Source organism: Alteromonas sp. V450, assembly GCF_001885075.1.
In the GTDB taxonomy this organism is placed as follows: Bacteria; Pseudomonadota; Gammaproteobacteria; order Enterobacterales; family Alteromonadaceae; genus Alteromonas.
Genome location: NZ_MODU01000004.1, coordinates 3,256,301 through 3,268,628, shown reverse-complemented (window position 1 = coordinate 3,268,628; position 12,328 = coordinate 3,256,301). Strand labels below are relative to the sequence as shown.

The window sequence follows — 12,328 nt, the reverse complement described above, 5'->3', positions numbered from 1 at the left end:
TAAAGGGAACTTATACTCGTTTTTGAAGTAATGAAATTGGCGAATGTTGGGTTAAACCGCAGCAGCGCTCTGGTGTTGTGTGCTTGAAAACACCGAGCGCTAATCAATCTGGTTTTTTCTTTATTTTAAAATATGCGTAGCGCAAAGTTTATTACCCGATGGGTCTCGCAGGTAAGCTAAGTAAAGCTGTCGCTGGGCATTGCCGCGAATGCCTGGCGGGTCCTCGCATGGAATGCCGCCGTTTTCGCTGCCTACCTCGTGCCATTTATCAACGATTTCTGGCGTGCGCGCCGACAGGCCAAGGGTAAAGCCGTTTCCGTGAGTAGCAGGCTCGCCATTTATTGGGTTAGTAAGCGCAAGAATACCTTTATCAGTATAATAAAAAATGCGCCCGTATTCGTCTTGCACACCCGGTTTATGACCTAAAACACCAAGAATGGCATCATAAAATTTTTTGGAAGCTTGGATATCATTTGCGCCCAACATCACATGACTAAACATAACCTTGTCCTCTTATTGGTTTAATCTGGCCTTAAAAAAATGCCCAACGCATTGCGAATACGTGCACTCTTATACTGCCATTATCCATCCAGCATAAATGTGACAGCTTTTTCGGCGTGAATTGCAGTAGTGTCGAATACGGGTACGTTAGTGTGTTCTTGCTTTATTAACAATGCGATTTCTGTACACCCAAGGATAACCCCTTGGGCTCCCTGCTCATGTAACGCATTGATTACTTCAATATACTGCTTGCGGGAGTCTTTACAAATCATCCCCTTGCATAATTGGTTATAAATGACACTGTGGATCATATCGCGCTGGTCTTGGGTTGGAATTACCACCTTAATACCAAATTGCGTATGGAGTCGGTTAGAGTAGAAGGGTTGCTCCATTGTAAATTTCGTCCCTAAAAGCGCAACATTGTCAATGTTGGACTTTTGTAATGCTTCGGCGGTGGCATCAACAATGTGTATCAGCGGGATGCTAATATTGCTACTCACGTAATCAGCGACTTTGTGCATTGTGTTAGTACAAATGACCAGTCCTTGAGCCCCTGCATTCTCCAGTGCTTTAGCTTCTTTTAATAGAAGGTCAGCGGCGTCGTCCCATTGTTCTTTGTGCTGCAAGCGTTCGATTTCATAAAAATCTACGCTGCTGAGCAGCACTTTGGCACTATGAAGACCGCCTAATCTTTGGTTAATACCCTGATTAAGCGCTTTATAGTAACTTACTGTTGACTCCCAGCTCATTCCACCGATTAACCCTAACGTTTTCATACGATACCCATTAAAACTAGTCCGTATCAATAATTGCCCATTCAGAAGGCGCTGACAAGTTTATAAAAAGAGCGAGTTTAAAGCGTGCGTCTTCCATGCGGCGTCAACCTGATGTTAAACCACTAAAGCTGCGGTATTACGCCGTGATTAAAAATGGTCTCAGTTTCTTTGGTTGGGTAATTATCTGAGTAAACTGGTGTAACACCCTCTGCAAATTGCTACTGAGAAAAGCGATTGGGTGTGCAATAAGAAGTTAAATCAAAAATTTTGAGTGGCGTTTTGCAAAGTAAGTTGATACTAAGATATTGAGATGTGGTTTTAGAACTTAGAGGGAGGTTTGATACCTTTTTTATCTTTTATTAACGATAAGCGCTGCAAGAATATGCCTAAGTACCCCCACATTGCAATAATAAAACCGCCGAATAAAACCGCTAATGAAAGGACATAAGTTAACAGGTGAAGGTGGCTAATTGTGAACAGCATAGCAGCGCCGGCGACAAATACAGTTAGCCCTATTTTGAATTGTCGCCAGCTTTTGTGCACGTTTTGGTTAAACATAAGCGAACATTCGCCTAGCACCAACACTATGCTTAATAGTAAGAATGCTCACCGGCTTGGTGCTCCGTTGCGTCGCGAACTCCGTTCAGCTCGCCTGCAAACTGTTCTAGCATTTGTTTTTCTATTCCATCTTTTAACGTAACGTCTACCATAGAGCATCCGTTACATCCTCCGCCAAACTGCAGCACAGCATAGCCATCGTCAGTTAATTCAGTAAGCACAACTTGACCGCCGTGATTGGCCAACTGTGGATTAATCTCAGATTCAATCATGTAATTGATGCGCTCGATAAGTGGGGCATCGTCAGCTACTTTTCTTGCTTTAGCGTTGGGAGCTTTAAGTGTTAACTGAGAGCCCATTTGATCTGTCACGTAATCAATTTCTGCTTCTTCCAGATAAGGTGCACTTTCTTCATCGACAACAGCATCAAAACCGTTAAACGTTAATCGCGTATCTGTGTCTTCAACAGCGTCAGGTGGGCAATAGGACACGCCACACTCCGCTGAAGAAGTGCCCGGGTTTACGACGAATACACGAATATTCGTGCCAGACTCTTGTTTACTCAGCAGTTTTACGAAGTGAGCCTGGGCTTCTTCTGATATAGTTATCATCAGCAAGTCCTACATTAATTTGAATTTCGGCAATTATACCAAATTTACCTGAGTAAAACAGTCAGGTATTAATTAAATAAATTGTGCCAGTGAATCGAATAAGTTGAATGCGGTGTTCTTGCCGCCGCAAAAGTAAATACAACAAGACGGATAACGCTATGTTAGCGAATATATACTACACCGCAAAAAAACATCACTTTTCCTTTGCCACAGTGCTTATGCTAAGTGCATTAACATTAATAACTGTGCCTAAGGAAGCTGTTTCTGAGACCGTTTCTATTGCGCCTGATAAAGGCGGTCTACCGGTATCAGATTATCTACCCTCAACGATTACCTATAACGCAAATATTCCTACGCCAGAATCGGTGTTAGGTGCAGAAATCGGCGAGTGGCATGTGCGCCACGATCAACTCGTGACGTATATGACTCTACTTGCTGAAAAGTCACCCAGGGTGACTATCGAGCAAACGGGCAGCACACACGAAAACCGCCCCCTATTACTGCTTACCATTACCGATCCTAAAAACCGTAACAACATCGAAAACATGCGACAGGCACATATTAACGCGATGGAAACAGGAAAAAGTTCTGATCCCAACGCGCCATTGGTGTTTTATATGGGTTACAGCATTCACGGTAACGAGCCCTCGGGCTCTAATGCTGCTCTAGCGTTAGCATACTATCTCGCCGCTGGTGAAGGTGAAGAAATAGATGCGTTGCTAGAAAATAATATTGTGTTGTTTGACCCGTCTTTCAACCCCGATGGTTTGTCGCGGTTTGCTCAATGGGCAAATATGCATAAAGGTAAACAGCTGGTTTCTGATCGCAGGCATCGTGAACATGACGAAGGATGGCCTTCAGGCAGAACGAATCACTATTGGTTTGATTTAAATCGCGACTGGTTACTATTAGCGCATCCTGAGTCTCGTGCTCGCATTAAACAGTTCCATAAATGGCGACCGCATGTGTTAACTGACTTTCATGAAATGGGGACCGACAGCACCTATTTTTTTCAGCCGGGTGTACGTTCTCGTAAAAATCCCATGACGCCTGATGAAAATGTCACTTTGACCAGCACGCTAGCACAATATCATGCTGCGGCGTTTGACAAAAAAGGCAAGCTGTATTTCACAGAGGAAGCCTTTGACGACTTTTATGCTGGTAAGGGATCAACCTACCCCGATTTGCATGGCAGCATCGGAATTTTGTTCGAACAGGCAAGTTCTCGTGGTCATCTACAGACATCTATCAATGGCGATCTTGCTTTTAAAGACACTATTGCTAATCAGATAACGACGTCACTGAGTACCTTTAAAGGCGCGCTAGACAATAAAGCGGCAATCCTTAACTACCAGTCACAGTTTGCAAAGAAAACAAAAGCATTGGCCCAAGACGATAACACAGTCGGCTATGCAGTAAGTGCATCTGGTGATATGGCTAGATTCCAAGCTTTTTTAGATTTACTCGAGCAACATCATATTGACTTTGATATTGTGTCGAAAGATAGCAAGGTGGATAACCTGCAGTTTAAAGCTGGAAAATCGGTATTCATTCCAACCGTTCAGCCTCAATATCGATTAGTTAAGTCAATCTTTTCCACACAAACCTCTTTTGAAAACAACACTTTTTATGACGTATCTACGTGGAATTTAGCGCTCGCTTTCAATTTAGATTATGTGCCATTGGATAAAAATGCAGCACGCAATGTTGTTCGCTCACAGCCACAACAGCTTATTCTCGATAAAAAACACGTCATTGAAGAAGATGCCTATGCATATGGTATTTCTTGGCAGCATTATTATGCGCCAGCAGCACTTCAGCGGCTTATCGATGCTGGTGTTCAGGTTCGCACAAGCGAGAAAATGTTCAGTGCAGTTCAATACAACGACGAAGCGGTTTCACTTCCTTCTGGAAGTATTATTGTTCCTAAGGGCCTATCCCAACCTAGCAATGTCGTGGCGCTTCTAAACGATATTCAGAATCAGTTCAATGTGCCCGTTTTTAGTTTTAAAAGCGGATTGACGCCCCGAGGGAATGATCTTGGAAGTCGCAGTATGGCGCCTGTTGAGGTATCGAATGTGTTAATAGTGGGTGGCGAAGGAACCAGTGAATATGAAGTAGGAGAGATTTGGCATTACTTCGACACGAAGCTCGGTCTTGCTGCGAGTATCGTAGAGCAGACAAACTTAGGCAAAGCGCTTGCTGCTCAAGAGATAAGCTACTCTCACATTATCTTCACCAGCGGGCGATTTTCGTTTTCAGATAATGAAAAAGCGCAGTTGGATAAGTGGATAAAGGCTGGTGGTACCGTTATAGGCCAAAAATCAGCGTTACGTTTTTTGGCCGATAATAACTGGTTGGATGCAAGTATTGTTGCGCAAGACGCCATTAACGACGCGTTTGATGAAAGTACATTACGCTATGAAGACCGCGGCGCATTGTATGCTCGAAAACTTGTTGCTGGTGCAGTGTATCAAGCCAATATTGATACAAGCCACCCGCTGTTTTTTGGTTTTACAAACAATACGCTGCCGTTGTTTAAGACCAGCAATATGATTGTACGCACAAATGACTCACCTTTTTCTAGTCCAGCGAAATACACAGATGCTCCGTTAATGGCCGGATTTAGCGACAAGGCGATGGTCGCCCTTATCGCAGAGACTACGGCCGTTACAACCAAAAAGGTTGGACGTGGATTAGTGATTGGTTTAACAGACAATCCACAATTTAGAGGCTATTGGTACGGTACGAATAAAATAATGGCCAATGCTATTTATCAGTCACAATTTATCCGTTAGCGGTGTTTCTAGCATTAAGGTGCTCTTAGGCGGTGGCGTGAAGGTCATCGCCCAGACCTGAATGTTGATATGAGGGTAACGCGCTTTCAACATTTTGCTAAGCGTGTTCACCGTCACGCCAGTGGTCAGAACGTCGTCAACAATGGCGACGGTTAATGCCTTTTGCTTGGTTATGCTTATCATTTGGTCCAACCCCTTCTTCGACAGTTCAAATACCTGTGCAGCATGTGTAGCCCTTGCCGCTTTGGTTAGTTGATGCTGCGAGCCAAACCCTTTTCGACGTGCCCAACCTGTAAAGTACGGGATCGAAAGGGCTTTACTTAAATGCTTTGCAATAACTGTTGCTTGATTGTAATGGCGATGTGCAAGTCGCCACGCGCTTATTGGCACTGGTAACAGTAAATCGGGCTTTGACATCGTGCAGTGTCGCTTATTGTGGACAAACCAGTGACTGAGCACTTTTCCTGAAACTAAAGAGTGAGTAAACTTGAACTGGTGAACCAGTGTTGCCATCGGCCATGTATGCAAGCCTAGTAAAGACAACCCGTCATAATGACTATGCTTAACATGGCTTGCTACCGGGCCGTAACCTAGAAGGTTACTTCCATGAATTAAAGGCGAGAAGAAAAATATGTCACTTTCACACCAGTGACATACTGGCGTAGGACTTGCCTGATAACATAACAAGCACGAAAGGTTCATTGTGTTGATTCCATCAACTTCCTGTAGGGCCGAAGATCGGCTCAATGTCATCATGGCGTGCTTTTCCTAAATTCACGTTTCAGCTTAAGGAGGTATAAATGGAAAGTCTGCATAAAAGTAGCGCACTTGTCAGCCGTACTCAGGGTACAGGCTTGGACATCGTATTTCTTCACGGCTGGGGTATGAACAGTGGGGCATTCACTTCGTTTATTCCCTATTTAGATAAAAACTTTCAAGTTACCACTATTGACCTCCCGGGCTTTGGTGAAAACTCGCATTACGTGCCAGCGCCGTATAGCGTTGAAAACTTGGCTGACGCAATAATCCAACATTTACCTGATAAGTGTGTACTAGTGGGATGGTCATTGGGTGGTTTGGTTGCGCAAAAGGTGGCCATTTTGGCGCCCGATAAGCTCGCCGGTTTGGTCACGATAGCTTCCACTCCTCGTTTTATAGCGGGCCCTTGTTGGCCAGGTATAGCTGCCGATTTGTTAACCATGTTTGAGGCCCAGCTTGAAAAAAATTATCAAAAAACACTTGAGCGCTTTTTGGCTATTCAAGCAATGGGAAGTGAAACGGCTAAACAAGATATAAAAGCTATTCGCCAGCAAGTGACAAAGTATCCTGATCCAGCAGAGGAAGCATTAAAAAAAGGCTTGCGTATACTTTCGTCAGAAGATATCCGCCAAGAAATATGCCGAATTGTGGTTCCCACATTGCGCTTATACGGCAGGTTGGATAGTTTGGTGCCGACGAGCAGCGTAGATCGTATTTGTGAATTGCACCCGCAAGCTGATGCCGTAGTGCTGCCCCATGCCTCGCATGCACCTTTCATTTCACATCCTCAGCAAACCGCCGATATTTTGTTCAGGTTTGTGGCTGATGTGCATCAACAGAAGGCGTCATAACAGCAATCTATGTAGATACCCGCGGGTTCAGAAGCTCCATGGCAAGTTTCCTCAAGGCGTGGGAATGCAGAAATGGCTGTATCTTCTTAAATTCCCCAAATGAAGCGAAGGAAACTTGTTAGCATTGCCAGTTGAGCATCTTAAAATCTCTTTGCTCTTTTTTGTTTTGTCTTGATGAAGAGCCATTACACTTGGGTTAGCACGCGGCCCTTTTGAATATGGTAGGTTTCGCTGAGTGGTTAAATTCCTATATATGACATACGCTTAATGAACATTGCCTTGTGAACACTTTTAATTTTACAACAATTGATTAATAATTGTGCATGAGAGAGTGAGGGTAGTGTATGTCAGATATCAATGGCGTGAGTGTTAATTCCGCGTTTTTTGCAGGTCGCACGGGCTTACAGCGTGCTAGCGACGGGATCGAGCAAGCAGCATCAAATATAGCGCAAACCACTGTGCGTAGTAATGAAAGCCTAGCTTCGCCTTCGCAGACTACTAATGAACTGTCATCCGCGTCGGAAGGCAGTAGTCGTAGCGTAACTGACGATCTCATTGCCTTAAACGTGAACAGTACCAGTGCGGAAGCGTCTGCTAGTGTGCTTGAGGTGGCCAATGAAAACCTTGGTACCATCATTGATATTTTGGCATAGATACTGAAGCTTTGGTGCGTTAAATGAACATCGTTGCTCCCATTCTAAATGCAATAGCTTATCCTACCGCTAACTTGAACACCGAGTCGGCGAAGCGGGATAATGTGCAGCGAGAAACCATCCCACAAACGACTGATGCCGACCAAAGCGCGTCTCAAAAGGGGCTAGGCTCAGAGTCAGATAAGGCAAGACTTCCCGGCCAGCCACCTGCTCCTGTCACCTATGAACGACCTCAAATCCAAAGTGAATTGCAGGCTGCCTTTCAAAATGTTTTCGGCCAAGAAAAAGACAACGCGCAGGACGAAAGTGCGGGTAAGCAAGATGCGCAAGACCAGCAAAAATCTCGCCAAGAGGCGCAACAAGAGCAGCGCGATGCACAAGAAATAGAGCAGCTCAAAGCACGAGATAAGGAAGTAAGAGCGCACGAGCAAGCACACGCGGCCACGGGAGGGCAATATGCGGGCTCTCCACAATACGATTACACTACCGGACCAGACAACAAGCGATATGCGACATCTGGAGAGGTCCAGATTGATATATCGGAAGCGCAAAGCCCTGAGCAGACGCTAAGAAAAATGCAGCAGGTTCGTGCTGCAGCACTCGCACCAGCAGAGCCCTCTGCTCAAGACTTGAAAGTCGCCGCTGAAGCTGCCCAAAAAGCAGTGGAGGCAAGGGCTGATATAAATAAAGAGAAACGCGATAGTCAAAACGTTGATAGCGCCCAAACGTCGCCATCAAATGTGGCTTCCAATCAGTCGAGTGAGGAAGCTCGAGGTATCGAGCCAAAGATACCTAATTTAGACGAGATTTTTGACGAAATAGGCGTTGATCGCCCCACGCGAAATCTAGATGCGGCTACTTATTCAGCGCAACGCGCGCAAGAGAATGCTTTCGACACCTCGCCAACGTCACGTGCATTAAACAGTAATGAAGCTGACGTACAATCTTCTGCTGGTGGATTACCTGAATTTAATTCAGAAGTCATGCAGGCGCGTATTGGACGCATTCAAAGCAGCTACACATCTGCATATACGCCGGTACGAGAAGGGCTTTCGCTGCAGGCCTGATCATCACGAAGCATCCATTGCGTAGGCTCGATAGCACATCTGCCTACGCTTTGGTTTCACTCGCGGCTATTACTTCTTTGCCTTAGCAAAAGCGTCTGCAAATGCATTTCCCATAGCATTGTTCTGTGGCTGACTATTGCGCTTCTGTCCGGCATTATCACGGCCACTTTTACCTTGACGATTTGGCGCTTTTTTCTGCGCGTTTTTATTATACTCTTTTCCTCCACGCCCAGCGCTCGCTGCACCTGAAGACTGAGTAGGGGTATCGTCTAAACGCATGGTAAATGATATACGTTTTCTAGGAACATCAACTTCCAGTACTTTTACTTTTACGATATCACCCGCTTTTACAACCTCGCGAGGGTCAGATATAAACTTGTTAGTTAACGCGGATATATGCACAAGGCCATCTTGGTGAACGCCCACGTCGACAAAAGCACCAAAGTTAGCCACGTTGCTCACCACACCTTCTAATATCATTCCGGCCTTGAGGTCGTTGATTGTTTCAACACCGTCCTTAAATGTAGCCGTTTTAAATTCAGGGCGAGGATCGCGACCCGGTTTATCTAATTCTTTCAAAATGTCCTTTACTGTGGGCAAGCCAAATGCATCATCAATAAAGCTGTCTGGAGACAAGCGCTTCAATAGCTCAGTGTTGCCTATAATGTCATTTACGGCCACTGCGGTAGTATCGACGATCTTGTCGACCACCGGATATGCCTCAGGGTGCACGGCTGAGGCATCAAGAGGGTTAGTGCCGTTGACGATGCGTAAGAAACCTGCGGCTTGCTCAAAGGCCTTCGGCCCTAATCGTTCTACCTTTAGTAATGCTTTTCGATCAGGGAACGCGCCGTGTGTATCGCGAAAATTAACGATGTTATGAGCGAGTGTTTTATTTAATCCCGACACATAACTAAGCAGTGCAGGCGATGCCGTATTGAGATCTACGCCTACTGCGTTTACGCAGTCTTCAATAACTCGGTCTAGCGACTTACCGAGCTGGCTTTGACTGACATCGTGTTGATATTGCCCAACGCCAATGGCTTTAGGCTCAATTTTAACTAATTCAGCAAGCGGATCTTGCAGGCGTCGCGCAATTGATACTGCACCGCGAAGCGAGACATCAAGCTCAGGTAACTCTTTTGAAGCAAGTTCAGACGCAGAATAAACCGAGGCTCCAGCTTCGCTGACCATGATTTTTTGTGCTGCTATATCGCTATTGCCTTTGAGCATTTCAGCGACAAGTTTGTCGGTTTCTCGCGAGCCAGTACCGTTGCCGATACTGATTAAATCAACCTTGTATTGTTTGCACAGCGTCGACAACGTCCTTATCGATTTATCCCACTGATTTTGTGGGGCATGTGGAAAAATAGTGTTGGTAGCCACGACTTTACCGGTCTTATCAACAACGGCTACTTTGACTCCTGTACGTAAGCCAGGGTCGAGTCCCATAGTCGTTTTTGCACCGGCTGGCGCTGCCATTAATAAGTCATTAAGGTTCTTCGCAAACACTTCTATGGCTTCTTCTTCTGCTCGCTCGCGAAGAGCGCTGAAGAGTTCAGTTTCCATATGTAGTGCAATTTTTATTTTCCATGTCCATTGTACAACTTGAGCAAGAAAATCATCTGCAGCTCGGTTTCTATGCGTAATATTGTAATGACTGGCAATCAGGTGTTCGCAATGAGAGGTCTCGGTGTTTTCTGCCTGAGGATCAGCATCTAGCTGAATATGAAGCATACCTTCATTACGGCCTCTGAACATTGCGAGCGCGCGATGTGATGGTACGGTTTTATATTTTTCGTTATGGTCAAAATAATCTTTGTATTTTACCGCCTCTTGTTCCTTTCCTGGGGCGACAGTGCTCTTTATATTTGCATTTTCCGTTAAATAATGACGAATTTTAGCAAGTAAAGATGCGTCTTCGGCGAATCGCTCCATGAGAATATAACGCGCACCTTCGAGTGCTTCTTTACTCGTAGTTATTTTGTGCTCAGGATTGATAAATTGTTCAGCAACCGTGTCTACCTCGGTATCTGCGTCATTAAATATCTGGTCAGCGAGAGGCGCTAACCCCGCTTCTATTGCAATTTGCCCCTTTGTCCGGCGACGAGGTTTGTAAGGTAGGTAAAGATCTTCTAACGTCGTTTTGCTCTCGGCTTTCTGAATACTTTCTTTAAGTGCTTCAGTAAGTTTTCCTTGCTCGTCTATCGATTTTAAAATGACGTCGCGCCGTTCTTGCAACTCTCTTAAGTAGGTCAAACGCTGTTCTAGCGTACGCAACTGTGTATCGTCTAATCCTTGCGTGACTTCTTTCCGATAGCGAGCAATAAAGGGAACGGTAGCACCTTCATCAAGTAGGTTTACCGCAGCGGTAACTTGTGAAGCTTGAACGCTGAGCTCTTCAGCTATTTTATTGATAATCATAAGTCGCTCTAAGATACAAACAATTCGCGCTGGATGTTGCGAATTGGCGCTGCTCCAACATTTATAAAGTGCAGCGTCTAAATTAAAAAATGGCGCGATAATTATATCATCGCGGTATAGGGAAAGTCGTGTGTCCACTCCCCCTCTAAAAATTTTTAAAGCACATTTATTAGTGCTATAGCTTGTCAGTGCTGTCGTACCAAATACGATTTATCCACCATGCTTTAGTGCCAGTGTCGGTTACCACTACAAACTCGTCATCTTCTTCTTTGCCAACTAAAGCGCGCGCCATTGGAGAATCTATTGAAATGTAGTCTTTCCGCCCAAAAATTTCATCGTAACCAACAAGGCGCAAGGTCATTAACGTACCGCTTTCGTTTTCAATCTCAACCCATGCGCCAAAGAAAACCCTGCCCTCTTGTTGAGGATCATAATCCACTACTTTCAGGTTTTCTAAGCACTTGCGTAAATAACGAACGCGTCTGTCTATTTCGCGCAGCTTTTTTTTGTTGTATTGATAGTCAGCATTTTCGCTTCTATCACCAAGGCTTGCAGCCCATGTGACTTTTCGCGTTATTTCTGGGCGTTCTTCTCGCCACAAAAAATCAAGTTCCTGCTTCAACTTTAAATACCCTTTACGGGTAACTAACGGTGTTTTCACAATGCTCCACACGCTCAGTGATTAACTCAACTAGGTTATGAGGGTTATCTAACAAAACCCAATATTTTAGTGTAACAAAACAAAATAAATGTATGCCTATTGAACATAAACTATACGCGCCTTGCTCTCGTATAAAAGAATGTAAAACAAAGGAGACAAGGTGATGCACAATCAAGATCCGCTCTTAAAGACAGTAAAGCGAAGTAGCAGCGCCGTCCAAGCTACCGGTGCGCTGTTAGGTTTTTTATTGTTTTTAAGCGGAGGCTCGCTGCTTCTTTACGTATTATTAGACATTGTCATTCGGCTAGAAAGTTTTCACACAGTCTTCTTTTTAGTCCTCGGCATCGCGCTATATAAACTAGGGCGAGCAGTATTACATCACTTCGCAACGTTCAAAGTTCACGCAGAGAGAAGACGCGTGCCACATCGATAAAATAATTCGTTCTAACACGACATTTTTAAGGCAAAATCGTTACATAAAAGGTAGCCACTTTAAGTGATTTTTGTCGAGTTTATACTATGCTTTAAAGGTGATTCGAGGCACCCAGCAAATTGAATAACCCACTTTATTATTTGGGTACGCGCGTGGTAGAAACACCACTTGCTCGTAGGGACGAGGTAGGCAGGGATTACGCTGACTCAACAAAACAAAAAAGCCGACGCTCTGCG

At 44.7% G+C, this 12,328-nt stretch carries 12 protein-coding genes; 5 read left to right on the top strand and 7 right to left on the bottom strand.

What is annotated here, in order from left to right:
* Nucleotides 1-120 precede the first annotated feature (120 nt).
* From BK026_RS14320 to nfuA, 4 genes are all read right to left on the bottom strand, one after another.
* Nucleotides 121-501, bottom strand: a complete 381-nt coding sequence (locus BK026_RS14320) for a VOC family protein (protein ID WP_071816461.1) — start codon at nucleotides 499-501, stop codon at nucleotides 121-123.
* An 80-nt stretch (nucleotides 502-581) separates the two neighbouring features.
* Nucleotides 582-1,277 (bottom strand): aspartate/glutamate racemase family protein, encoded by a 696-nt coding sequence (locus BK026_RS14315; RefSeq protein ID WP_071816460.1) that lies wholly within the window; start codon nucleotides 1,275-1,277, stop codon nucleotides 582-584.
* 318 nt (nucleotides 1,278-1,595) lie between these two features.
* On the bottom strand, nucleotides 1,596-1,835 hold the full coding sequence (locus BK026_RS14310; RefSeq protein ID WP_071817683.1) for a hypothetical protein: 240 nt from the start codon (nucleotides 1,833-1,835) through the stop codon (nucleotides 1,596-1,598).
* Nucleotides 1,836-1,867: 32 nt separating this feature from the next.
* Nucleotides 1,868-2,446: a Fe-S biogenesis protein NfuA gene (gene nfuA, locus BK026_RS14305; protein ID WP_071816459.1), complete on the bottom strand. Its 579-nt coding sequence runs from the start codon at nucleotides 2,444-2,446 to the stop codon at nucleotides 1,868-1,870.
* A gap of 158 nt (nucleotides 2,447-2,604) precedes the next feature.
* Between nfuA and BK026_RS14300 the strand changes: the two genes are divergently transcribed.
* Nucleotides 2,605-5,244, top strand: coding sequence for a M14 family zinc carboxypeptidase (locus BK026_RS14300; RefSeq protein ID WP_071816458.1), 2,640 nt, complete (start codon nucleotides 2,605-2,607; stop codon nucleotides 5,242-5,244).
* Here BK026_RS14300 and BK026_RS14295 read toward each other — a convergent pair.
* Complete coding sequence (locus BK026_RS14295) at nucleotides 5,227-6,000, bottom strand: ComF family protein (protein WP_256253823.1); 774 nt, start codon at nucleotides 5,998-6,000, stop codon at nucleotides 5,227-5,229. The genes BK026_RS14300 and BK026_RS14295 overlap by 18 nt on opposite strands.
* A gap of 44 nt (nucleotides 6,001-6,044) precedes the next feature.
* Here BK026_RS14295 and bioH point away from each other — a divergent pair, with 44 nt between their 5' ends.
* The 3 genes from bioH to BK026_RS14280 all read left to right on the top strand — a co-directional run bounded on the left by bioH (nucleotide 6,045) and on the right by BK026_RS14280 (nucleotide 8,574).
* On the top strand, nucleotides 6,045-6,854 hold the full coding sequence (gene bioH, locus BK026_RS14290; protein ID WP_071816457.1) for a pimeloyl-ACP methyl ester esterase BioH: 810 nt from the start codon (nucleotides 6,045-6,047) through the stop codon (nucleotides 6,852-6,854).
* Nucleotides 6,855-7,198: 344 nt separating this feature from the next.
* Nucleotides 7,199-7,507 carry a hypothetical protein gene (locus tag BK026_RS14285; RefSeq protein ID WP_071816456.1) on the top strand — a complete coding sequence of 103 codons (309 nt, stop codon included), beginning with the start codon at nucleotides 7,199-7,201 and terminating at the stop codon, nucleotides 7,505-7,507.
* Nucleotides 7,508-7,530: 23 nt separating this feature from the next.
* A complete protein-coding gene (locus BK026_RS14280) occupies nucleotides 7,531-8,574 on the top strand; it encodes a putative metalloprotease CJM1_0395 family protein (RefSeq protein ID WP_071816455.1) in 1,044 nt (347 codons plus the stop codon).
* A 69-nt stretch (nucleotides 8,575-8,643) separates the two neighbouring features.
* On the opposite strand, the gene BK026_RS14275 is transcribed toward BK026_RS14280, so the two are convergent.
* Both BK026_RS14275 and greB read right to left on the bottom strand, forming a co-directional pair.
* A complete protein-coding gene (locus BK026_RS14275; protein ID WP_071817681.1) occupies nucleotides 8,644-10,998 on the bottom strand; it encodes a Tex family protein in 2,355 nt (784 codons plus the stop codon).
* A 175-nt stretch (nucleotides 10,999-11,173) separates the two neighbouring features.
* Entirely contained in the window at nucleotides 11,174-11,659 is a 486-nt protein-coding gene (gene greB / locus BK026_RS14270) for a transcription elongation factor GreB (RefSeq protein WP_071817680.1), read from the bottom strand.
* 163 nt (nucleotides 11,660-11,822) lie between these two features.
* On the opposite strand from greB, the gene BK026_RS14265 reads away from it, so the two are divergent.
* Nucleotides 11,823-12,092, top strand: a complete 270-nt coding sequence (locus tag BK026_RS14265; protein ID WP_071816454.1) for a hypothetical protein — start codon at nucleotides 11,823-11,825, stop codon at nucleotides 12,090-12,092.
* Nucleotides 12,093-12,328 lie beyond the last annotated feature (236 nt).

What these genes read in the sequence shown, in the direction of transcription:
- BK026_RS14320 (WP_071816461.1), bottom strand. Translation starts at nt 501, where the DNA reads ATGTTTAGTCATGTGATGTTGGGCGCAAATGATATCCAAGCTTCCAAA.
- BK026_RS14315 (WP_071816460.1), bottom strand. Translation starts at nt 1,277, where the DNA reads ATGAAAACGTTAGGGTTAATCGGTGGAATGAGCTGGGAGTCAACAGTA.
- BK026_RS14310 (WP_071817683.1), bottom strand. Translation starts at nt 1,835, where the DNA reads ATGTTTAACCAAAACGTGCACAAAAGCTGGCGACAATTCAAAATAGGG.
- nfuA (WP_071816459.1), bottom strand. Translation starts at nt 2,446, where the DNA reads ATGATAACTATATCAGAAGAAGCCCAGGCTCACTTCGTAAAACTGCTG.
- BK026_RS14300 (WP_071816458.1), top strand. Translation starts at nt 2,605, where the DNA reads ATGTTAGCGAATATATACTACACCGCAAAAAAACATCACTTTTCCTTT.
- BK026_RS14295 (WP_256253823.1), bottom strand. Translation starts at nt 6,000, where the DNA reads ATGATGACATTGAGCCGATCTTCGGCCCTACAGGAAGTTGATGGAATC.
- bioH (WP_071816457.1), top strand. Translation starts at nt 6,045, where the DNA reads ATGGAAAGTCTGCATAAAAGTAGCGCACTTGTCAGCCGTACTCAGGGT.
- BK026_RS14285 (WP_071816456.1), top strand. Translation starts at nt 7,199, where the DNA reads ATGTCAGATATCAATGGCGTGAGTGTTAATTCCGCGTTTTTTGCAGGT.
- BK026_RS14280 (WP_071816455.1), top strand. Translation starts at nt 7,531, where the DNA reads ATGAACATCGTTGCTCCCATTCTAAATGCAATAGCTTATCCTACCGCT.
- BK026_RS14275 (WP_071817681.1), bottom strand. Translation starts at nt 10,998, where the DNA reads ATGATTATCAATAAAATAGCTGAAGAGCTCAGCGTTCAAGCTTCACAA.
- BK026_RS14265 (WP_071816454.1), top strand. Translation starts at nt 11,823, where the DNA reads ATGCACAATCAAGATCCGCTCTTAAAGACAGTAAAGCGAAGTAGCAGC.